Raw genomic sequence first — 22,847 nt, forward strand, 5'->3', positions numbered from 1 at the left:
AGATGACTGATCCAGGGTTGGCAGTGAGGCGGTGGGCCGGCCCACCACCGGCGTCAACCGACCAGAGATCGTCTTCTGAGACGAAGACAATCGTGTTTCCGGCGATGGTCGGATGTCGGTAGTAACCAGAAATCACTGATACCCCTCTCTACAACGAAGGATTCAGGCTAGTTGCCTGTGCCGGAAAGATCAGTCAGCGGCAGGTCCCGACCCGACCGTGGCCGACCGGCCCGATGTCACGGTACGCGGCTGACGTGATTGACCTCCTATTGCCAACCACCGGTGCGGGCGTGATCGCCCAGGGCGTGGTGGCCGCCGGACTGATCGGATTGGGAATCTGGCACACCGGGGCTCATCGAGACCGAAGAATCCTCGTCGTGGGCCTCGCACTGCTGATCACCGCTGGTCTCGGGCTACGCGCCCTGCACTAGGTAGTCTGAGCCATCAGCGCAGGTAGCTCGGTCAACGAACCGATGACCCAGTCTGCCGCCGAACCAACCGCCCGGTCATGCCGGTCGAGGAGAACGGACCGGATACCTGCCGCCTTTGCTGCCTCGACGTCTGCCTCCTCGGAATCTCCAACCAACACCGCCTCATCAGGAGTTACCCCGAAACGTTCAAGGGCATATTCGATGATGGCCGGATCAGGTTTACCGACCCCAACGTCAACCGCCCGCACCACGGTCTCGAAGCGGTCGGCGATTCCCAGCCGAACCACATCGGCATTTCCGTTTGAAACGACTCCTAATCGCCATCCCGCCAGAGCGTCAAGGGCCGGCAAGGTGTCGTCGAACAGTCGGAGAGAGTGAGCTTGGTGTGAGAAGTACGAGGCACCGAGTTCGGCGGCCAAACCGGCCTCAACGATTCCGACCTCTTCGAGGGCACGTTCGAACGAAGCCAGACGGATCACCGCCAGGTCCAATACGCGCCCTTCCAGCTCAGCTGCGACCCGATCCCGGATGGCAATCATGCGGTCAACGGTGAGACCGGCACTCTCTCGCCCCGGAAAGGCGGTCCAGAGTTCCTCGAGCATGGCGTGTAGCGCCGCCCGCATCGCCCACTGAAAATCCCAGAGTGTGTCATCGGCGTCGAACAGCACAACGGAAACCAAGCCGATCCCCCCTCATCCCGTCTCGAACGGCGTCGTTTGGAGCGACGCCACCGTGGCGGTTCCAAGCAGATTCATGTTGTCATCCACCACCGGCAGGCTCGGTACACCAAGCGTGCGGAGCCGATCGATGCCATCATCGACGGTGTCCAACCGACCCAACGAAACCGGTTCTTTCATGCAGTCGACCACCCGGGGTCCGTCGCCTGCCATGAGTAACGAAGTCCCTGTCACGCTGCCAATCAGGACTCCGTCCTCAACCACCGCAATCAACCCTCCTGGCATGAGGCGAGCCGCGTCTCCTGCCCCCATGTGCGGCGACACATACGCGGGTTCGTCCATGCCGTGGAATACCCGCCGGGGGGCCTCTCGAACCGCCACAGCACCGATTGACGACTTGGCAATCAGTCGGGCTCCCTTTCCGAAGAACTGCCGCTGCAGGAAGGACCCACCCGGAGCTCCGACCACGAGAAGGGTCCCGTCCCCCGTTTTCTCGATGACCTCCGAGGCGCTGCCCGCCTGCAAAATCCCGGCTTCCACACCCGGGACCAGCGCCACCAATCTCTCCACCACGTTCAGCGCCTCAACCTGGCCCCCATCCGTCTCATACGCACATTCCAGTCTGGTTGGAACGGCGAGAGTCACACCGAGACGATGCGCCACGCGGGCTGCCAACTCCGAATGGGGTCCGCCGGCGACCAGAGCCGCGACGGAATCGACCCGATCGAAGGAAACATCAAATGGCACAAGCGTCGGGATGACGTCGAACGACGCAGAAAATCGTTTGGACACAAGGACGTCTGCCCGGTGACCGACAATGAATTCGGTGAGGTCACCTTCAATGCGCTGAGCGTCTGGATCGATGAGCGTGGCCAGCTCGACGCAGCCATTCCCCCGACTCCAAACCGCTCGCAATCCCTGTGACACCTAACCAACTCCTGAAAAGATTTGTCCAATCGCACCTAAACTGCGCTCGAAGTCATTAACGTGGCTGAGCACATGATCATTTCCGCACCAAACCAAACGCGCCAAAACGAACACAGGGTCGCGCTCACCCCCGACGCCGTTCGGTCCCTCATCGGGGACGGACACACCGTACACATCGAACTATCTGCCGGTACAGCTGCAGGATACCCCGACGAAGCCTACGTTGAAGCCGGAGCCACCATGGTCGACAATCCATGGACCGCCGACGTCGTGGCGGTGGTGAATCCCCCCACTTCCGAGGCCCGAGCCAGCCTTCGCAATGGCGCCATCGTGGTCGGACTCCTCCGGCCGCTCGACGAACCAGGCGGCATCGCTCAGCTGGCCAAGACAGGTGTTACGAGCCTGGCGTTTGAAACACTCCCCCGAATCACCCGCGCACAATCGATGGATGCTCTTTCGTCCCAGGCCACCGCGGTGGGATACCAGGCCGTCCTGGAAGCAGCCGACCGCCTCCCTCGATTCCTTCCCATGCTTACGACGGCCGCCGGGACAATTCGACCCGCCAAAGCCCTGGTACTCGGGGCCGGAGTCGCCGGCCTGCAGGCCATTGCGACCGCCAGGCGGCTGGGGGCAGTGGTTAGCGCGTTCGACGTGCGAAGTGCCGCTGCCGAGCAGGTTGAGAGCCTCGGTGCCAAATTCATCGAGGCAGTCACCGCACCACAGGACGCCTCGACGTCCGGGGGCTACGCCAAAGAGCTGGCCACCGATGATCAGGCCATCATCGTGGCCAATCTGGCCCCCCACATCACCGACTCGGACATGGTCATATCAACAGCCCAGATTCCGGGACGACAAGCGCCGATTCTGATCACCGCCGAAACCGTCAGAGCGATGCGACCCGGGTCGGTCATCGTCGATACGGCCGCGGCGACCGGCGGCAACTGTGCCCTCACCAAGCCCGGGGAGACGGTAGTTACCCACGGCGTAACCATCATCGGCGACCTGGACCTCGCCTCCCGGGTGGCCGGTGATGCCTCACAGATGTACGCCAGGAACGTCACCACGCTGCTGAAACTGGCCCTGGAAAACGACCCGATCGATCTCAGCGATGAGGTCCTGGCCGGCTGTGCGGTCACCCATCAGGGGAAGATCACCAACGAGCGCGTTCGAGCCATGCTCGAGGAGGCTTAAGAAGATATGTTGATGGTGTCGATCACCGTGTTCGTTCTCGCCGCATTTGTCGGCTTTGAGGTCATCACCAAGGTGCCTCCCACGCTTCATACTCCCTTGATGTCCGGATCGAACGCCATTTCCGGGATCACCATCGTCGCGGCCATCATCGTCTCGGGCCGGGCCGAAGGTGCACTGGCAACCACCCTCGGCGTGGTTGCGGTGATTCTCGCCACGATCAACGTCGTCGGAGGGTTCCTCGTGACGGACCGTATGCTCGAAATGTTCAAGCGGGATCCAAGATGAACCAAACTCTCGAATCGTTCCTCTATCTGGTCGCCGCCGTGGCGTTCATCGTCGGACTCAAGCGATTGACGTCACCGGCGACGGCCCGAAACGGCAATCGTTTGGCCGCCCTCGGCATGCTGCTTGCCGTGATCACGACGTTGTTGGACTCGGGAGTTGTCTCACTCACCGGCATCATCGCCGGAATCATCGTCGGTTCGGCGATTGGGGTCGTCGCCGCCAAGCAGATCGCCATGACAGACATGCCTCAGCTCGTGGCCGCCTTCAACGGGTTCGGCGGAGGTGCCTCGGCATTCGTCGCCGCCACCGAGTTCATCCGCCATCCGGACGCGATCGATACCCGGATTTCGATCGCGCTGTCTGTCTTGATCGGCTCCATCACGATGACCGGCAGCTTCGTGGCCTTCGCCAAGCTTCAGGGCCTCGTTTCTGGAAACCCGATCAGCTTTAAGGGCCAGAAGTGGTTTGACAGTCTCATTGCCCTGGCCATCCTGGTGCTGGGCGTATTGTTGGTGACCAGCCCGACCAGTTTGGTTTTCTGGGTACTGACCTTGTTGTCGCTGGTGATCGGCGTAACCCGCATCCTGCCGATCGGCGGGGCGGACATGCCGGTGGTCATCGCCTTCCTCAATGCTGCTTCGGGATTGGCAGCTGCGGCGGCAGGCTTCGTCATCGGGTCGAACGTGCTCATCATCTCGGGTGCCCTGGTTGGCGCCTCCGGGCTCATCTTGACCTCGATCATGGTCAAAGCCATGAACCGCACGCTGATCGGGGTACTCGCCGGCGGGTTCGGTGGAACGTCCGGTCCCCAGGCCGAGATCGGCCAGAAACCCGTCAAACGAGCGACTTCCGACGACGTGGCCATCACCTTGGCCTATGCCCGGAGCGTCATCGTCGTCCCTGGCTATGGTCTGGCCGTCGCTCAGGCGCAGCACGTTATGAAAGACCTCGTCAACGCCCTCCAGGAGAGAAATGTCGAAGTGCGGTTCGCCATTCATCCCGTGGCAGGCCGCATGCCCGGCCATATGAACGTGCTACTCGCCGAAGCCGACGTACCCTACGACCAGCTGTACGATCTCGAAACCATCAACCGCGACTTCGGCCGGACCGACGTTGCTCTGGTCGTCGGGGCCAATGACGTCGTGAATCCGGCCGCTCGTACCGACGCCAACAGCCCCATCTATGGCATGCCGATCCTCGATGTTGATGCGGCAACCACCTGCGTTGTCATCAAACGCTCGTTGTCCCCTGGCTTCGCCGGAATCGACAATCCCCTGTTCTATCTGGACGGGACCCTCATGCTGTTCGACGATGCCCGAAAGGCGTTGAGCGACCTGGTCACTGCCGTCAACAACGTCTGACACTGCGTCGGGGACGTCGGGCTATTCGGTCGGCGGCGCGCCCGGATGCCACAACACCCGCAGCAATCCTGTAACCAAACTGCCTGCCAACAACACCAAGCTTACGGTCAAGAGCAGCCGGCTTCCGGTGATCTCTGTTAAGAATCGAATCACCGACAAGTGCGCTCCAATCCCGACCAGCATCAGCCCGAACAACAAGGGTCGCGGAACGCCATTCGGAAGTGATAAACGGTCCACGGGACACGTCGATACCCAGTAGAAGACTCCTCCTGCCAAACCGGTCACCGCCGCTTCGATCACCCACCCCGGGGCGACGACCGACAACAAGATTCCCAGTACTGAAAGGCCGGCGATGGCGAACTCGCGGAGTCGTCTCGAAAGCATCTCGCAAGCCTAGATGGCCACCTGTCGACGATCTCTGCCTCGCAACGCCTGACGTCACAATGCCCCTGCCTCATACACAGTCCGGGCCAAGCTAAGCCGGGTCAGCTGGGCCAGATCACTTCGGCGGCTTCCGCGCAGCGGCGAAGTTCCGCTCCGTCGATTATCGCGGTGCTTTCGGGCACCTCGTAGGCGGGCCATGATGCAACGAAGGTGAGCGGCCTGTCGGTGGGGAGCGGCCACATCCAGAAGTCCGTACGCCAGGAGTGGTCGCCGCCACCACCTCCTTGTCCCATCACATATGGATGATGTGGCTCCTGCCTCGGGTCCGGGATTTGCCCGCCGAGGTTGGTCCACTTCGATCCGTCGGCAAACAGGATCCCGAAACGGAGAAGATCGTCCGGGAGCGGATCGGGCACCCGACGACGACGCCAATGGACGTCCCACGGCATATAGGCAAGGTCCTCGTTGCGATTCCTAAGCACCAGGTTGAGGGAGAACATCAGGCCAATCGGGTACACCCGGAAATCGTCCACGAAAAGAATGCTCTGATCGGTTCTGAAAATCGTGGCTCTTTGTGAAGAGTATCCGGGCAGGACACCTCGTGGTGGACCGTCCCAGGGCGACCTGGATGGCTCGGCGTCGGATTCGGGATCGGGAGGCTGGGCCGGGACGTCAAAAAAGCTCATCGGGTTGAAACGCTACCAACGGAAGCAGCGCCGAACCTCGCGGGCGGGCGGCATTCCGAAAAGCACACTCGGATCGTGGCGCGTGATCGGGCGGTCGCTTCTACGCCAGCAGTTGCCTGGCCCAAGAGGTGTGACGGTTCCGGAGTTCGTCGCTGTCAAGACCGACCACCTGTCCCCGTTCAACGACTACCCGACCATGGACAACCGACCAATCCACCCCGGAACGGCTTCCAAACACCAAACCGGCAACCGGATCGGCGAATCCGGAATCCCCCAGCCGGCTTGTCACGTCGATGGCGATGAGATCGCACGCTTTGCCGACCTCAAGAGATCCGATGTCGCTTCTGCCGAGGACTTCGGCACTCCCCCGCGTCGCCATCCGCAGGGCATCCCGGGCTGACATGAGTGAGCCGGCCATCCCTACCCCAGGCGAGACCGCTAGTCGGGCAACCAGCATCGCCTGACGGACCTCCGCCAGCAGATTCGAGCTGTCATTCGAGGCACTCCCATCAACTCCCAGTCCCACCGGTACGCCTTGTTGGCGGTACCGGGCAATCGGAGCGATCCCCGACGCCAGCCGCATATTCGACGTCGGGCAATGGGCGACTCCGGTCTTCGTCCTGGCCATCCGTTCCGACTCGTCGGCCGCGATGTGCACGCCGTGGGCGAACCACACATCGTCGCCGAGCCAATCGAGCCGTTCTGCATACTCAACAGGGCGCGCCCCGAATCGTTCGAGGCAGAATTCTTCCTCGTCGATCGTCTCGGCGATATGCGTATGAAGTCTCACCCCTAGTTCCCTGGCGAGCGCGGCCGATTCCTTCATGAGTTCACCAGTTACCGAGAACGGGGAGGCCGGTGCCAGAACCACCTGGCGCATCGACCCGGGATCCGGGTCGTGCCACCGGGTCACGGCATCCTGGCTCGCTCGAAGAATGGATTCGTGAGATTCGATGATCGAATCGGGTGGGAGGCCTCCCGATGACTGACCGAGGCTCATCGATCCGCGCGATGCCATGAACCGGATCGGGACCTGTTCGGCTCCCTCGAACTGATCGTCGATGGACGAACCATTCGGCCAGAGGTACTGGTGATCAAAGGCCGTCGTGCAGCCAGAGAGCGCCAACTCCGCCAGCCCGAGGGTGGTTGCGTCCCGTACACTGCCAGGAGTCAGCCGGGACCACAGAGGATAAAGAGCCACCAACCAGGTGAACAGGTCGGCGTCCTGCGCCTCTGGCACTGCCCTCGTGAGTGTTTGATACAGGTGGTGGTGCGTGTTGATCAGCCCGGGCATCACCACCATGCCATCGGCGTCAATAACCACATCTGCCGTGTCAGGCAGATCCGACGACGTGCCCACCTGGGTGATCCAGCCGTTCTCGGCCAGCAAGCCGCCCCCGGCGGTCTCGGTTCCACCGTCGTCCATTGTCACCAGGACGAGGGCATTACGGACCAGCAGACTGCTCACTGCGAAAGTCCCTCCAGGACCCGCGACGGCGTGAGGGGGAAGCTGTCGAACCAGACCCCGGTGGCGTCGTGCAGCGCCGCGATGACCGCCGGCGCATAGGGAAGATACGGCATTTCGGCCATGCCCCGAGCGGCAAATGGGCCGAGCGGATCGCCGTACTCGCCAATGACCGTATCAACCTGGCGAGGGATGTCACCGATGCCCGGGATCAGATACTGCGACAGTCGGGGGTTGGTGATCCTCCCGTCGGCGCTCACCAACGCCTCGGACAGCGTGTACCCGTGGGCTTGCACGATGGCACCTTCAGATTGGGTAATCACCAGCATCGGATTGATCGCCTTGCCGACGTCAACCGCACTCACGACCCGGTCGATCCGGATGTGCCCGGTCTCGACATCGACCGACAGCTCAACCGCCTGGGCGACGTACCCGTAGGAAAAGTTCGGGACGGTAGGGCCACCCTCCGGGTCGAGCATCTCGGTGGGCGGTGGCACGTATCGGAATTCCCCGATCGCCGGACGGTCACCATCGAGCCAGGATTTCTGGGCTTCTTCGGCGGCGCCGAGAATGGAATTGCCTGCCATAAAGGTCATGCGCGACGCCGAGACAGAGCCCGAATCGCCGGTGGTGGCCGTATCTGAAAACACGGCGTCCACTGCTGAAACGTCCATGCCTAATGCTTCGGCCGCCATCTGGATGAGGGCGGTATGGGTTCCCTGACCCACCTCGGCTGCGGAGTGAAATAGGGTGGCGGACTTGGGAGCCTCGCCATCTCCGTGCAGCTCGATTCTTGCTTCACACCGTTCGGGGAACCCGAAGCTGAATCCGACGTTCTTGAATGCACAGGCGAACCCGCGACCGTGCCGGGTCGCCTCCGCCGAACCAGGCAGGGAGCGGAACGACCGCACCGGTTCGTACGACGGGAGTGCTCCGTCCCATCCGGCCTCGGTCGCACAATCCTCAACCACTTCACGGATCGAGACGCCGACTGGTAGCGGAGTGTGGGTGGCTCCCAGGTCGCCTTCGCCGATGAGATTGAGACGGCGAAATTCGACCGGGTCCATCCCGAGAGCCTCGGCCAGCTTGTTGATCTGCGACTCGGAGACAAACGTGCCTTGGGGTCCACCGAACCCACGAAAGGCGCCACCGGGGACCGACGTTGTGTAGACCGCGTGGCTGTCAACCCGGATATTGGGCAGCAGGTACGGACCGGCCAACGTCATGTGAAGGTTCCCGAGCACTTTGTTCGACGTGTAGTTGTACGAGCCCGCATCGAGGTAGGCGTCGGCTTCGACGGCGACGATCCTCCCATCGGCGCTGGCCCCCCACCGGGTGGTCACCTGGGCCCGATGGCGTTTGTGATGGCCAACAATCGACTCTTCCCGCGACCACTGCGTTCTGATCGGCCGTCGCTCGCCCAGCGCGGCACACTTGCGCGCCGCGATCGCCAAAACGATCTGCAAACTCATATCTTCCCGACCACCGAAGGCCCCGCCGATCGACGGATAGATAACTCGTATCTCGTCGGCGGGAAGATCGAGAGCATGGGCAATCTGCTCCTGATCCTCATGAGTCCACTGGCCGGCAACCTCAACGGTGACTCGCCCCTCCTCATCGACGTACGAGACCCCGGCCTCTGGTTGCAAGTAGGCATGTTCCTGATGTGGCAGTTGATAGGTGCCTTCGACGATCACCGCTGCCTCCGCCCAACCGGCTTCCATGTCTCCCTTGCGGAACACGAATTGGTAATAGGCGTTGGTCGGTTTGCCGTTCTCCGGGTGCACCAGTGGTGCTCCGGGTGCCAGGGCGGCGTCGACGGTTTCCGCCAATGGAAGCTGCTCCCATTCCACATCGATCAGACCGGCCGCCCGACGGGCGATGGCATCGGTTTCGGCAACTACTACCGCTATATGATCGGCTTCCCACCGACTCACATCGGACGGCACGTCACTGCGGTCGGTGCCATCGATCCCGACGAGAACCGGCTGGTCGTCCATCGTGAGTCCGTACTCGTTGACCGGGACATCCGCCGCGGTGACGACAGTGATCACCCCGGCAAGATGGCGGGCTGCCGAGACATCCATACGGATCATCCGGGCATGGGGCTGGTCCGAAAAAACCACAACCGCCGACAGCATTTTCTGACCCCGAATGTCACCCGGATATACGGCCGATCCGGTTACCTTGGCTTCCGCGTCGGTTCGTTTGACTGATTCACCAATCATGATCCAGCCTCCACCACGGCATCGATAATCTTGTAGTAGCCAGTACATCGGCACAGGTTGCCGGCCAGACCGGCGATCACCGCGTCGGCGTCGGGACTCGGAATCTCGTCGAGTAGCGAGGCGCCGGCCACGATAAATCCCGGAATGCAATAGCCGCACTGGACGGCGAAATTGTCAATGAACGCCTGCTGAACAGGATGTAGTTCGGTACCGCCGATGCCTTCAACGGTTGTGACCGACGCACCTCCGACCGACGCGGCCGGAACCAGACATGACATGACGGCCGCACCATTGAGTTGCACCGTGCAGGCGCCGCACTCACCTTCGGCGCAGCCCTCCTTGGTACCCGTCAACGAGACCCCCAGTTCGGGGCCGGCCACATCTCGGAGCCAATCGAGCAACGTCAATCCGGCTACCCCGCTCGTCCCGACGGCGTGACCGTTGACGGTCGCCTGGTCGCCGGATGGACCGTGCGCCGAGCCCCCCTCACTCAAGAGGACCGGCCGGGGAGGAATCGACGGCGCCGACCGTAACGAGGCGAGACCCCGCTCGACGATCACTCGAACCGCCTCGGTCCGATATTTGGCAGTTGATCGCACATCATCGATTGGAGTTACCGACGACGATGCGGCCGCCGCTACCAGAGCAATGGCAGTTTCGTCGAAGCTGGCTCCGATAAGCCCCTCGACGGGTGCTTCCACGATGGTCGTCGCCACCGAACCGAGAGCAATCTTGGCCGATCGAACCACCTCACCATCCAATTCCACCACCATGGCAGCATGAACGACGGAGATGGCCTGGGCGGCTCGCAGGCCCGCCTTGACAAAGACCCCGCGTTCATTTGAACGGAGCGTACGAAAACTCAGCGAGGTGATGAGCTCATCGGGCATACGGACAGACCTGCGCACGCCGGTGTGAAACTCGACGAGCGGTACCGTCCTCTCGCCCCGTATCGACCGCAAGGTCACGTCGGCATCGAGCACCCGCAACGCCGAGATGGTGTCATTGGCAGGACTGGCAGTCGCCACATTGCCAACCACGGTTGCTCGATTTCGAAGTTGCGGAGATCCAATCTCCGCACAGGCTTCAGCCAATGGTCGAGCTACCTCCCACAAGATCGGCGAAGCCACGATCTGATTGTGGGTGACGAGCATGCCGATCTCGATCCTGGTATCACCAAAGATGATCTGATCGGCCTGGGCGACAGCCGAAACATCAATGAGCAGTCCGACGCCTTCGTGCTGGTGATGGGCAAACTCGAGAATGAGATCGGTACCGCCGGCTATGAGACGGGCGTCTGCTCCGTACTCCGCCAGCAAGTCGACCACCTCGTCGATGGTCGACGGGCGCAGGACCTGTTTCGGGAGTGGGCCACGCCGTTGAACCTCATGCATCGCTGCGTCCGTTGTAGATGGGTGCCCCGACAGCCACATAGAGGTCGAGCACGGCGGCCGCTTCAGCTCGCATGACGTCGACCACTACCTCGATTCCCCGTGAAGTAAGCGCTCCTTGCCAGTCGGCGACCTTGGGGCCTTCGTCAAACCCGATCGCTCTGGCATCCTCGTCGCGAGCCCCGGTCACCAGCTTGCGTACGCCAGACCAGACCGTTGCGCCAAGGCACAAGGCGCACGGTTCGGTCGACGCCACCAATTCCATGAGCGGCAACCCTTCGCCACCCAGATCGAAAACTCCTAGCTGCTGGTTCGCCAGGCCTATTGCAGTGATCTCGGCGTGAGCGAAAGAAATCGCGATCGGAACGACCCGGTTAACGCCAGGAGCGATCAGCCGCCCGGAATCCGTCTCAAAGATGGCCGCCCCGAATGGGCCACCCGCTTGTTCGACGACGTTGCGTCTGGCCAGCTCGATCACGAACGGCATCCGCTCTTCCTCAGAGAAGACGGCCCCGGGAACGGCTAGCTCGTCAACCCAATCCGGCGCGTCAATGATGACTTTTCCCCAAGAACTCATGTACGTTCCTCCCTGGAATATGGAACCCCGAGGGCAGCCGGAGCACCCAGTCGACTTCGTAGCGACGAGGCAGAGGAAACCAGTACCAGCACGAGAATCGTCATGATGTATGGCGCCATGTTCAACAGGTTCGCCGAAATGGTGGTACCGGATGCCTGCAGCCGAAACTGGACGGCGTTGACTCCCCCGAAGAGTAACGCTCCTGCGAATGCTCTGGCCGGTCTCCAACTGGCAAAAATCACGAGTGCCACGGCGATCCAGCCACGGCCCCCGGTGAGGTTCTCGGACCAGCCCGGCGTGTACGCCAGCGACAAGTGTGCTCCGCCGAGCCCGGCAAGGGCGCCACCAACCATCGTGTAGATGTACCGGTACCGCAACACAGGAATCCCCATCGCCTCGACGGTGGCCGGGCTCTCGCCCATGGCGCGCAGTTGTTGGCCTGGCGAGGTCCGGTAGATGTAGAACCAAACCAGCGGGATGAACAGGTACATTGAGTAGACGACCAGGTCCTGGGCGAACAAGGCTTCGCCGACGACCGGCAACGAACTAAGACCGGGAATGACCGCATCGCGAAACCGTGGGCCCTGCAAACCAACCAGGGCGCCGTGATCCGGACCCAGTCGCTCGCCGAGGAAACTTGCCAGCCCGGTTCCGACGAGCGTGATGGCCAGTCCGGATACGATCTGATCGGCTCGCAATGTGATCGTGACAAACGCATGGAGTAGGGCCAGTAGCGCTCCGATTCCCATGGCGGCCAAAACCCCGATCATAAGAGAACCCGTATGAAAGGCCGCGGCAAAGCCGGTCACGGCCCCCATGATCATCATGCCCTCGACCCCGAGATTAAGGATCCCGGACCGTTCCGTGATGGCTTCCCCGATCGTGGCATACGTCAGAGAGGTTCCGGCAAACACTGCAATCCCCAAAATGGAGGAGATGAGGTCAAGACTCATGCCACAACCCCCACCCGCTCACGGCTGACCCGAATCCGGTATTGACTAAAGATGTCCCCACCGAGCACGAAGAACAGCATGACCCCCTGCACCACCTGGGCGACCGACGCCGGGAGCCCCATCGTCATCTGAATTTGGTCCCCGCCGACGAAGACCGCCGCCAACAGGATGGACACGAGCACGATGGCCCCGGGTTGAAGCTTGGCGACCCAGGCCACGATGATCGCCGTGAACCCATTGTTCGCCGACAGTCCTTGCTGAAGCTTGTGCGAAATACCTGCCACCTCGCCCATCCCGGCCAGGCCGGCCAGGCCGCCGGAGATGAGCATCACCAAGAGGATGTTACGAAACACCGAAACGCCCGCGAATCGGGCGGCTTCCGGGTTGTCTCCCAAAAGGCGAATCTCGTAACCGGCCCTGGTCTTGGCGAAGAGCACCCAAACCCCCACTGCGGCGACCAGGCCGATCAGCAACGCCACATTGACCCGGGTATTGGAAAACCTGGGCAGCCACGTAAATTCAGGAAACAGCGCTGAACCAGGGAACCCGAGTCCCTCCGGGTCCTTCCAGGAAGTCGTAAAAAGCTGCGAGTACCAGAGAATGGCGATGTAGTTGAGCATCAAGGTGACGATGATTTCGCTGACATTGAGATACGCCTTCAGGAGGGCCGGAATCAGCGCCCACAAAGCGCCAGCCAGGATGGCTGCCCCGCCCATGATCAGGCCATACACCACCAGGGTCTGTGGAACCCAGGGGGCGGCATCCGGAAGGAACAGAGCGACCGCCGAGGCGGCGATCCCTCCCATTACCAGTTGCCCTTCGGCACCGATATTCCAGAACTTCATCTTGAAAGCCACTGCCACGGCCAGGCCGGTGAGCATCAGGGGGGTAGCCCGAACCAACGTCTCGGATGCGCTGTACACCTCACCACCGAAGATATCGCCAAACGCCCCATCCCACATGGCGGCAAACGTGTCGATGGGATTCGCCCCGAACGCCAGCAAGAGAAGCCCGCTGGCGACCAGTGCCAAAACCACCGATGCCACCGGAACCGCCCAGCTCAAGTAGCGAGGAGGGTCGATGCGGCGCTCGAGCCTGAACCGGATCATTTGGCCGCCAGTTCGCCGGCCATCATCAAGCCAATCTTTTCCTTGGTGACGCCCGCCGCGTCAACGATGCCCATATTCACGCCGCCATGCAAGACCATGACCCGGTCGGACAAGACGAACAACTCGTCGAGGTCTTCGGAGATCAGCATTATGGCCGCTCCCCTCCGGCGCTCGGCAAGTAACGCCTCCCGGACCGCCTCGATGGCGCCCACATCGAGGCCGCGCGTTGGATAGGCCGCGACAATGAGCGGGGTCACACCACTCTTGGTACCAGCGTCAATCTCGCGCGCCAGAATTGCCTTCTGTTGGTTGCCTCCAGATAGGTTCCGAGCCGGAGTCGCTGCCGACGGAGTCGACACGGAGAACTTCTCGATGTATTCGGTTGACAATTCGGCGATCGCCCGCTTGCGCAGAAACCGCCCGGAGGCGATCGGGGCGGAGGTATATCGTTTCATGATGAAGTTGTCAGACAACGGAAGGCCACCCGCCAGTCCCATGCCCAAACGATCCGCCGGGACGTGGGAAACACCGTGCCGAATGAACCCGCGCGGAGAAAAGCCGTCCATGTCGTCGCCGTGGAGCATGATCCGACCGCCTGTGAGAGACCGGAGCCCGGTAACGCACTCGGCCAGTTCGAATTGGCCATTGCCCGCCACGCCCGCCACCCCAAGGATCTCCCCTGACCGAACCACAAACGAGAGATCCCGGATGGCTGGAAGACCCCGGCCGTCGTTGGAAGAGATCGCCACGCACTCCAGCACAACCGGTCCCGGCTCCTGGTCCTCACGGTCCGAAGTAAACAGCACCTCGCGCCCGACCATCAGCTTGGCGAGTCCTGCCTTGGTGGCATCCTTCGTGTCGATCGTGGCGACGTTCTTTCCCGCCCGCAGCACGGTGACGCGATCCGAGAAAGCAAGTACCTCGTCGAGTTTGTGGGAAATGAAGACAACCGCTCGTTCGTCGTTGGCGAGGTGACGGAGGGTGACCCCCAATTCGGCGCTTTCCTGGGGGGTGAGGACCGCAGTGGGTTCGTCAAGGATGAGGATCTCGGCACCGCGGTACAGAAGCTTGAGAATCTCAACCCGTTGTCGGAGTCCGACGGAGAGTTGCCAGATTTCCGCAGTCGGATCCACTCTCAGCCCGAAACGTTCGCCAAGCGCCGCAACCTCGGTCTCGACGGCTTTCATGTTGGGAATGAACCCAACCCCTTCCACTCCGAGAATTACGTTTTCGGCAACGGTCTGGTTCGGTACCAGCTTGAAGTGCTGATAAACCATCCCGATTCCCAAGCGGATGGCGGCGCGCGGAGAATGGATATCCACCTTCTGGAGAGGCTTGCCGCCGGTGGCCAACTCGATATGACCCTCGGTCGGACGGTACAAGCCGACCAGACAACTCATCAGCGTCGACTTGCCGGCACCGTTCTCCCCCAACAATGCGTGGATCTCACCGCGTCGAACGGTGAGATCCACGTTTTCGTTGGCGATGACACCGGGGAACCGTTTGGTGAGGCCGCGAATCGCGACCGCGACCTCACCTCCTTCCGGTTCCGATGTCATCCGTGTTTGTTCCCTATCCCGCCGGGATTTCCCCGACGACACCCTCGACGAAGAAGGACATCCCGAGCATGTCTCCGTCTTCCATACAGGTGCCTTCGGCGACCTGCTCGGTGCCGGCCTGGTCGACGATGGGTCCACAAAAGACGTCAAAGTCGCCTGAGATGATCTCGGCCTTCTTGGCTTCGACGAGATCAATGGTTTCCTGAGTGACCGAAGGACCGTACGAGGCCAGGTCGACTACGCCGGTATCAAGGCCACCCCACCATGACTCGTCACCCTGATAGGTGCCGGCCCGCACCTCTTCGACCAACGGCACATACTTGTTGGCCCAATTCCAAATCGGGGCGCTCAACAGGGAATCTCCGACGAAGGACCGACTGTCCGTGTTGTACCCGATCGAGTAGGCGCCCCGATCGGCGGCGGCCTTCTGCGGTTCGGTGGTGTCCTGGTGCTGGGCGATGACATCGGCGCCTGCATCCAACAATGCTTCAGCGGCTTCCTTTTCTTCTGGAGGGCCGAACCACGTGTTGGTCCACACCACCCGAACCTCGGCATCAGGATTGACCGATTGCACGCCGAGCGTAAAGGCATTGATACCCCGGATCACTTCCGGGATCGGGAATGCTGCAACGTAGCCGATGATGTTCGACTCCGTCTGGGCTCCGGCGATCATCCCGGTGAGGTACCGCGGTTGGTACATGCGGCCGAAGATATTCGACAGGTTGGCTGCATTCTTGTATCCGGAAACATGCACGAACTGCACGTCAGGGAACTCGGCCGCCACTGTCGCCGTCGGGTCCATGAACCCGAAGGACGTTGTAATGATGATGTCATTCCCGGCCTGCGCGAACTCACGAATGACTCGCTCAGCATCAGGCCCTTCCGGGACATTCTCGATGTAGCTCGTTTCCACGCCGTCCATGGCTTCAACCGCCAGACGGCCCTGTTCGTGGGAATACGTCCAACCGAGGTCACCGATCGGTGCCACGTACACGAAAGCCACCTTCGTGACCTCGCCGCTCGCAGTGCCATTGGTGGTGTCGATTGCTGCCCCGGTCGTCGTGGTGGCGTCGTCGCCCCCACAGGCCGCCAGGGCGAGCAGTAGCGCTATCAGTAGGGCGCTCAGTCGTCCAAATTTCACGTTCATTCCTCCGTTGTCAATGTCAGATCATTTTTCGCTGCAGACGTCTGTTCCGAGACGCGCAAGCCAGACTGCCACACTGGCCTCGCACATAACGATTCAACGTCGAATTCATTTATCGAGCGGGATCGGCCACCCTTCGTCCGCGTGGAATATTTCGGCTAGTCGAGCCACATCCGCTTCGAAGCCCTCGGCGGCGGTGATGGTGAATCCACTGGGCGATCCCGCCACCAGAAATCCCTGGCCAACACTCGCGGCGAATCTGGCCGGATCAACATAGATCTTGGGCTTGATCTGTGCCGGGTCACCCACCTCGGGGCAAAAGACCATGCAATTACCGCATTCATTGCATGCTTCGGCGAGCACGAAATATTGCTGCCGACCGGGAAGGTCCATCGACGCGGGGGTTGGCAGTCGGAAGAACGCATCGTTGGGGCAGACGGTCACGCAAAAGTTGCACGCGACACATCCCCACATCTCGAGATTGTGATCGACATGGCGGGGCAACTTCTCATTCCCTGCGAGGTGATACGTCGAGTTGAGGTCGCCCGTCAAGATGGCGCTCATGTGGGCGTGGACGGCCCCTCGGAATCCGGCCGCTCTTGCCGCACTCCATTCGTGGCGGCGCCAGGTGGCGAGCGAATGACAACCGGCCGACCGCATGTCGTCGGCCAATCGGGTCAACATCGGCGCCAACCGGCCATACCCGCCGGGTTTGAGGAGATCGGAACAGACCGTCGCCGGCCGCACCCCCATGCCAATCGCCTGGGAAAGGTTTTCTTTGTTGATTCCCGCCGAAAAGCTCACCTGGACGTCTCCTCGATGACCTTCGACCATGAACGTGTCGGGGAGCGCCGAGATGAGTTCGTCGAGAAGTGCCGTGGCCAGAACATGCAACGGTGGACCGGACAAATACATGGGATCATCGGGAAGGAAATCCTTGTGATTCTCCACGACCAGGGTATTCGTCAGTTTGATGCCGAACTTGCGTCCCCGTTCGGCGGCATACGATCGCAACTCTTCGATGAGCGTCACCCCACGATCAAATTGCAGGTCATCGGTGAAGGACTGGCGGTTGAGCCGGATATGTTCGTAGCCAAGCTGCTGTTGAACGATCTCACAAACCCTCCCGAAGCCAAGCAAGGTCGGGTTGAGCTTCACGATGACATCAAGACCGTGATGATCCATCAGATATTTGGTAATCGACTCGATCTCATTGGGAGGACAGCCATGGAAGGTCGACAACGTCACCGTATCGGCAATACGCGTCGGAAAAGCGATATCCCGTAGGTCGCCGAACGGCTCGGGAATCAGCGGCCGAAGCCGCTCGATCTCGACGGAGGCGTCCATCATGGACGTGATGAACGCTTCAACCTTCGGACTCGAGATCCCTGCCAGGTCGTAACCAACCGACATGTCGAAGACCAGGGGTCCGGGGTCACGCCCCACATGGGGGCGGAGCGGGTCCCACTGTTTGAGGATATGGATCATCATCCACGCCTTGACATACTCTTCGAGCGACTCGTGGACCTGTAGTTCCTGGCTCCACTCGATGTTGAAGCCAATCGTCTCCATATCGATGCACGGTCGGGCGATGTCCAGGTCGTCCATGACCTGGATCGTCTTGAGCTCGAAAAGGCGGGCACCGCCCAACCACGACAAAACAATGTTCTGGGCCAATTGGCTGTGCGGGCCGGCGGCCGGGCCGATCGGGGTGGCGGCCGGCCTGCCAAGGAACTCGAACGTGAGATCGACGTCGGGGTCAGGTTTCCAGTACCGAGCAGTCGGCAAATCAAAGATCCGGTTCCGGCTGGCAAATTCGTGAGCGACCCGTCGCAACAGCACATCCAGCGGGAACGGGGTAAGCGGTGGAACCTTGGGGGCCATGATTTCCTCTCCTAAAGCCGGGCGTGGAGGCGGGCAGCCTGTTCGGATGCTTTGGCGCGAATCTCGACGGGATCGACCATGGTTGGAACCCCATCTTCGAGAACCACCTGGCCGTCGACTTCGACCCGGATAGGTCTGACCCCCGACGTAAACGCCAGATGCCAGGGATCCATCGGCTGATATGACCAGGTAACCAAATCCTCTTTGGCTTCTGGCATGAGATCCCAGCCAGTCTCAAGCCACGACCAGGCCGAGTCGGGAGAGGCGGTAACGTCGACCGACCGCTGCATGACGTAGGCGAGCCGGAACGATTCAATGACGTTGCCCCCGATGCCATCCGTCCCGAGAGCGACCGGGTTCGCAAACCGAGCGGGGTTGGCATACCCGACCGCGTTGTTCAGATTGGACATGGGGTTATGGAGGATCGTGCCTTTCAATTCATGGTCGGTAGGCAGGTGCACGCAATGCGCCAGCAGCCACGTGTCATTCGTGAGACCTTCGAGTTTGGCGGGGGCAGCACGATCTTCGGGACCCTCACAGACATGTATGTGGACGCCCACCCCCAACTCGTCGGCAAGGTCGGCAGCCGCGGTCAAGGTCTCCTGAGAACACGTGAACGAGGCGTGAATACCGACCAACCCGTTGCCACCCTCGGAAATGAAGCGACGATTCTCTTCGAGACCCCGTCGCGCCCCATCGGGTCCGTGACGATCTGTCACTCCGTACGCAGCAAGGACCCGGACTCCCACCTCGGCGCAGGCCCGGGCAACCACCGACAAGCTACCTTCGATGGCGTTGGGAGATTCATGATGATCGATGATGCCGGTGGTTCCGGATTCAAGGGCCTCGAGGGCGGCCAGCTTGGCAGACCACTCGATCATGTCAAGATCCAGGGCGGTGTCGAGACGCCACCAGATCTGCTCCAGAATTCCTTGAAACGTCGTGGCTGTCTCGGGAGGGGCAGGCATCCCGCGCGCCAGCGCCGAGTACAGGTGGTGATGGGCGCAGACGAGACCGGGTGTCGTATCCACTTAGCCGACTTTCAGGCCAGTGATCGCCGGCTCGGTCATGACAAATCGACCGGTGAGTGCGTGTTGATCGGAAGCCGGCTCCGGCGGATCCCGTCGACTTCGTAGAGGGCCTGGGCGACCGCGCCGGCGGTCGGTACGAGTCCGATCTCTCCGACCCCTTTGATCCCGAATGGTGCTCTGGGCTGAGGTGCCTCCACGAGGATGACTTCGATTTCGGGGACGTCCTTGGGACGAAGGATCCCGAGGCTGCGCAACGTCATGTTGGTCGGTCGACCATCGGCGTCGGTTGGGAAGTCTTCGGTGAGGGCATATCCGAGGCCCATATGAACCGCGCCTTCCACTTGTCCTTTACACAGCAGCGGGTTAACAGCCCGGCCGACATCGTGGGCGGCCACCACCTTCTCGATCTTTCCGGTCGACTTATCGGCGATCACGATTTGAGCCGCGTAGCCAAAGGCTGAGTGAAGAATCGGATTCTCGAGTCCATCGGAAAGCTTGTTCGTCCAATCGACCCGGTACTCGCCCTCGTAATCGATGCCCACCTGGCAGCCATCGGCGAGCGCCGCCTGGCAGGCAGCTTGCACCGACCCGGCCCCCATGAGCGTGCCCCGTGAGCCGGTCGTCTGACCTGCCCCGAGTTCCCGGGTGGTGTCAACCACCACCCTGATGCGGTTGGCTTCGATTCCGAGCTCCTCGGCGGCTACCTGCATGGCGACGGTGTGTACTCCCTGGCCCATTTCGGTCCAGCAATGCCGCACTTCGACGGTGCCGTCTTCTTCGAAGCGGACAACCGCCCGAGCCACCTCGAGGAAGCCGTTGCCGAGACCGGAGTTCTTGAGTGCCAAACCAAGCCCGACCGCTTTGCCGGCCGCCCTTGCTTCGTCATAGGGACCCTTGATCGCTTCCAAACAGAGTCGGACGCCGGTCGAACCATCATCCATGATCTGGCCGGGGCCCCACACCACTCCGGGTTCGATGGCATTGCGGCTCCGAATTTCCCATCCGCTGATGCCGACCTGCTCGGCCAGCCGATCCATCACCCCTTCCATGGCGAATTGCGCCTGGTTGGCTCCAAACCCGCGGAATGCGCCGCACACCGAGTTGTTGGTCCGAACCGCGGTCGCTTTTACGTCGATGTTTGGCACAACGTATGGTCCGCTGGCGTGACCGGCCGCCCGTTCCAGAACCTTCATGCCGACCGAGGCGTATGGTCCAGAATCGCCGATCATGCGGACCTTGAGTCCGACCAGTTTGCCGTTCTCGTCGCATCCCGCGCGGGTTTCGATCCGAATGGGATGCCGCTTGGCGTGCATGAAAAAACTCTGTTCGCGAGTGAGGGTGCACTTGACCGGCCGACCAGACAAGTGGGCTGCCAGGGCCGTCTGCGCCTGGTTCGACATGTCTTCCTTGCCACCGAACGCTCCCCCGTTCGATACCAACTCGACGGTTATCGACGCCCGGTCGACCCCGAGGACGGCGGCGATCTGGTCCCGGTCGTCCCAGACTCCTTGTCCGCCGGAATACACGTGGAGTCCGGACCCGGCTGGCACTGCCAGGGTCGACTCTGGTTCCAGAAACGCCTGCTCGACACGCTGGGTCACAAAGAGTTCGTCAACGGTGAATGCCGCCCCGGCCAGGGCCTGATCCACATCGCCGCGGACATACTCCGAGACCGAAAGCTGGTTTCCGTCCAAGCCCCACACGGCGTCTTCGTCGTTGAGCGCCGTGATCGGATCGGTGATCGGTATGAGCACGTTATAGGACACGTCAATGAGGTCGGCAGCTTGGCGGGCGGTCTGCTGATCCTCGGCGACGACAATCGCGAGAACGTCCCCCAGATACGAGGTTCGACCTCCCACCGGGATGAACACCGGCCAGTCCTTTTGGATGATTCCCACCCGCAGGTCACCAGGGACATCTGCCCCGGTGTAAATGGCGATCACGCCAGGCAACGCCAGAGCGACACCGGCATCGATTGAAAGGACATCGGCGCGCGCGTGGTCGGTTAGCCGGAGGGCCCCGTGTGCCATAGCGGGCACCCGCAAATCATCGACGTAGCCACGATCGCCGAGAGCCAACGCTTCCGCCTCATATTTGACACTTGAGGCGCCGATACCACCCTCGACGGCGACCGCCGGAATTTCTACACCAGATGCCAATAGTTCTATCGCTTCGACGATCCCCACATACCCGGTGCAGCGACACAGGTGGGCGCCCAGCCGTCCCTCGATGGTGGCGCGGTCAAGATCCTGGCCTTTTTGATCGATGAGCGCCTTGGCACGAACCAAAATGCCGGGAGTACAAAACCCGCATTGAAGAGCACCCTTGGCGGCAAACCCGCGCGCCAGGCGGTCACGTTCGTCCTCGTCGAATCCTTCGAGCGTGAGCACTTCTTTTCCGGCGGCCTTCTCCATCGAAACAAGGCAGGCCTGAATTGCCTTGCCGTCGAGGAGGATCGTGCAGCAGCCACACTGGCCTTGTGGCGCACATCCGTCCTTGGCCGAGGTGATACCGACCTCTTCACGGAGGGCGGCCAGCAGATGGGGATGATGCATGCCGACCTCGATCGGCTGGCCATTCACAATCAGGCTGGCCTTTTCGGTGGTACGAACATAAACCGGGGTGGCAGTCATACCCCATCCCCGGTCTGGGCCACGCCGCGTTGTTCGGTGATCCGTTTGTAGGCGGCTGGCACCCGGTAGCGCTCGAAATCGAACAAGGTGGTCTTGTAGAATCGGGTGTGGTCAAGGTCGATTCTGGCGACGATCACTTCGTCGCCGGTGGTGATCGCCTGAGCGATGATTTGTCCGGATGGGGCAATGATGACCGATTGGGCGAGAGACTCGACCCCTTCTTCAAACCCACCTTTGGCAACCCCGACGACATACGTCCCGTTCTGATAGGCACCAGCTTGCATGACGAGATGATTATGGAATGCCTGTAGCGGGTTCTGAGTGGGATCCGGGGCATACGCCAATGGCGTGTTGTACCCGATGAGGATGAGTTCGACTCCCTGCAGTCCCATCACCCGATAGGTTTCCGACCAGCGCCGATCGTTGCAGAGCGCCATACCAACGATTCCGCCGAAGGCCTCCGAAACGGGAAAGTCGTCACCCGGACTGAAGTAATGCCGTTCGGCATGCTGAAACTGGCGCCACGGTTCATGCTCGGCATGTCCCGGAATGTGCACTTTTTCGAACACATTGACCGTTTCACCATGCTGGTCGACCAGGTGATACACGTTGTGTCTCTGGCCATGTTCACCCAGCCGCGCATAGCCAAGCGCAAACCCGATCTCGAGCCGGCGAGCCTCATCCCATAAAGGCTTGGTGTAACGATTGGGCATCTCGCGCTCGTAGAAGTGATCGGCCTCCTCAAGCGGCATGTGCCACCGCGGGAAGAACGTGGTCAGGGCCAGCTCGGGAAACGCCACCAGTTCAGCCCCGAGTTCTGACGCATCCTGAAGCATGGCAATCAAGCGATCAACTACCTCATCGCGAGAGGTGTCACGCTGAACCGGTCCCATCTGGGCTGCGGCGAGGGTCAGTGAACGAGACATGCCTG

20 protein-coding genes are annotated in these 22,847 nt (G+C 61.4%); 4 read left to right on the forward strand and 16 right to left on the reverse strand.

The features are described from left to right. Positions 1–254 precede the first annotated feature (254 nt). A complete protein-coding gene (locus tag JJE47_06175; GenBank protein ID MBK5267007.1) occupies positions 255–431 on the forward strand; it encodes a hypothetical protein in 177 nt (58 codons plus the stop codon). Here JJE47_06175 and JJE47_06180 read toward each other — a convergent pair. Together JJE47_06180 and JJE47_06185 are read right to left on the reverse strand one after the other, a co-directional pair. Further along, positions 428–1,111: an HAD family hydrolase gene (locus JJE47_06180; protein ID MBK5267008.1), complete on the reverse strand. Its 684-nt coding sequence runs from the start codon at positions 1,109–1,111 to the stop codon at positions 428–430. The genes JJE47_06175 and JJE47_06180 overlap by 4 nt on opposite strands. Positions 1,112–1,123: 12 nt before the next feature. Next, positions 1,124–2,035: a CBS domain-containing protein gene (locus JJE47_06185; protein MBK5267009.1), complete on the reverse strand. Its 912-nt coding sequence runs from the start codon at positions 2,033–2,035 to the stop codon at positions 1,124–1,126. Positions 2,036–2,107: 72 nt separating this feature from the next. Here JJE47_06185 and JJE47_06190 point away from each other — a divergent pair, with 72 nt between their 5' ends. From JJE47_06190 to JJE47_06200, 3 genes are read left to right on the forward strand one after another with little or no spacing between them, the layout of a single operon-like run. Next, positions 2,108–3,226: a Re/Si-specific NAD(P)(+) transhydrogenase subunit alpha gene (locus tag JJE47_06190; protein ID MBK5267010.1), complete on the forward strand. Its 1,119-nt coding sequence runs from the start codon at positions 2,108–2,110 to the stop codon at positions 3,224–3,226. A gap of 6 nt (positions 3,227–3,232) precedes the next feature. After that, positions 3,233–3,511 (forward strand): NAD(P) transhydrogenase subunit alpha, encoded by a 279-nt coding sequence (locus JJE47_06195; GenBank protein MBK5267011.1) that lies wholly within the window; start codon positions 3,233–3,235, stop codon positions 3,509–3,511. Beyond that, complete coding sequence (locus JJE47_06200) at positions 3,508–4,872, forward strand: NAD(P)(+) transhydrogenase (Re/Si-specific) subunit beta (GenBank protein MBK5267012.1); 1,365 nt, start codon at positions 3,508–3,510, stop codon at positions 4,870–4,872. The genes JJE47_06195 and JJE47_06200 overlap by 4 nt, the downstream gene beginning before the upstream one ends. Positions 4,873–4,893: 21 nt before the next feature. Here the strand turns inward: JJE47_06200 and JJE47_06205 are convergent, their stop codons facing one another. The 14 genes from JJE47_06205 to JJE47_06270 form a co-directional block, all read right to left on the reverse strand. Next, a complete protein-coding gene (locus tag JJE47_06205; GenBank protein ID MBK5267013.1) occupies positions 4,894–5,256 on the reverse strand; it encodes a hypothetical protein in 363 nt (120 codons plus the stop codon). Between the two features lie 101 nt (positions 5,257–5,357). Continuing rightward, on the reverse strand, positions 5,358–5,942 hold the full coding sequence (locus tag JJE47_06210) for a hypothetical protein (protein ID MBK5267014.1): 585 nt from the start codon (positions 5,940–5,942) through the stop codon (positions 5,358–5,360). A gap of 100 nt (positions 5,943–6,042) precedes the next feature. Beyond that, a complete protein-coding gene (locus tag JJE47_06215) occupies positions 6,043–7,410 on the reverse strand; it encodes an 8-oxoguanine deaminase (protein MBK5267015.1) in 1,368 nt (455 codons plus the stop codon). After that, the gene (locus JJE47_06220; protein ID MBK5267016.1) at positions 7,407–9,635 is read right to left on the reverse strand and encodes a xanthine dehydrogenase family protein; all 2,229 of its coding nucleotides are present in this window, start codon (positions 9,633–9,635) and stop codon (positions 7,407–7,409) included. Before JJE47_06220 ends, JJE47_06215 begins: the two co-directional genes overlap by 4 nt. Beyond that, complete coding sequence (locus JJE47_06225) at positions 9,632–11,029, reverse strand: FAD binding domain-containing protein (GenBank protein ID MBK5267017.1); 1,398 nt, start codon at positions 11,027–11,029, stop codon at positions 9,632–9,634. The genes JJE47_06220 and JJE47_06225 overlap by 4 nt, the downstream gene beginning before the upstream one ends. Continuing rightward, positions 11,022–11,603 (reverse strand): nucleoside deaminase, encoded by a 582-nt coding sequence (locus tag JJE47_06230; GenBank protein ID MBK5267018.1) that lies wholly within the window; start codon positions 11,601–11,603, stop codon positions 11,022–11,024. The genes JJE47_06225 and JJE47_06230 overlap by 8 nt, the downstream gene beginning before the upstream one ends. Then, positions 11,600–12,556 carry an ABC transporter permease gene (locus tag JJE47_06235; protein ID MBK5267019.1) on the reverse strand — a complete coding sequence of 319 codons (957 nt, stop codon included), beginning with the start codon at positions 12,554–12,556 and terminating at the stop codon, positions 11,600–11,602. Before JJE47_06235 ends, JJE47_06230 begins: the two co-directional genes overlap by 4 nt. Beyond that, on the reverse strand, positions 12,553–13,665 hold the full coding sequence (locus JJE47_06240; GenBank protein MBK5267020.1) for an ABC transporter permease: 1,113 nt from the start codon (positions 13,663–13,665) through the stop codon (positions 12,553–12,555). The genes JJE47_06235 and JJE47_06240 overlap by 4 nt, the downstream gene beginning before the upstream one ends. Further along, positions 13,662–15,224, reverse strand: a complete 1,563-nt coding sequence (locus JJE47_06245) for an ABC transporter ATP-binding protein (GenBank protein ID MBK5267021.1) — start codon at positions 15,222–15,224, stop codon at positions 13,662–13,664. Before JJE47_06245 ends, JJE47_06240 begins: the two co-directional genes overlap by 4 nt. Before the next feature lie 13 nt (positions 15,225–15,237). Further along, positions 15,238–16,371 carry a BMP family ABC transporter substrate-binding protein gene (locus JJE47_06250; protein MBK5267022.1) on the reverse strand — a complete coding sequence of 378 codons (1,134 nt, stop codon included), beginning with the start codon at positions 16,369–16,371 and terminating at the stop codon, positions 15,238–15,240. Positions 16,372–16,476: 105 nt separating this feature from the next. Then, positions 16,477–18,252 carry a glutamate synthase gene (locus tag JJE47_06255; protein ID MBK5267023.1) on the reverse strand — a complete coding sequence of 592 codons (1,776 nt, stop codon included), beginning with the start codon at positions 18,250–18,252 and terminating at the stop codon, positions 16,477–16,479. A gap of 11 nt (positions 18,253–18,263) precedes the next feature. Continuing rightward, positions 18,264–19,283 (reverse strand): amidohydrolase family protein, encoded by a 1,020-nt coding sequence (locus tag JJE47_06260; GenBank protein ID MBK5267024.1) that lies wholly within the window; start codon positions 19,281–19,283, stop codon positions 18,264–18,266. Between the two features lie 35 nt (positions 19,284–19,318). Further along, entirely contained in the window at positions 19,319–21,916 is a 2,598-nt protein-coding gene (locus JJE47_06265; GenBank protein MBK5267025.1) for a molybdopterin-dependent oxidoreductase, read from the reverse strand. After that, entirely contained in the window at positions 21,913–22,842 is a 930-nt protein-coding gene (locus JJE47_06270) for an N-carbamoyl-D-amino-acid hydrolase (GenBank protein ID MBK5267026.1), read from the reverse strand. Before JJE47_06270 ends, JJE47_06265 begins: the two co-directional genes overlap by 4 nt. Positions 22,843–22,847 lie beyond the last annotated feature (5 nt).

It is taken from the genome of Acidimicrobiia bacterium, assembly GCA_016650365.1.
Lineage (GTDB): Bacteria > Actinomycetota > Acidimicrobiia > Spongiisociales > JAENVV01 > JAENVV01.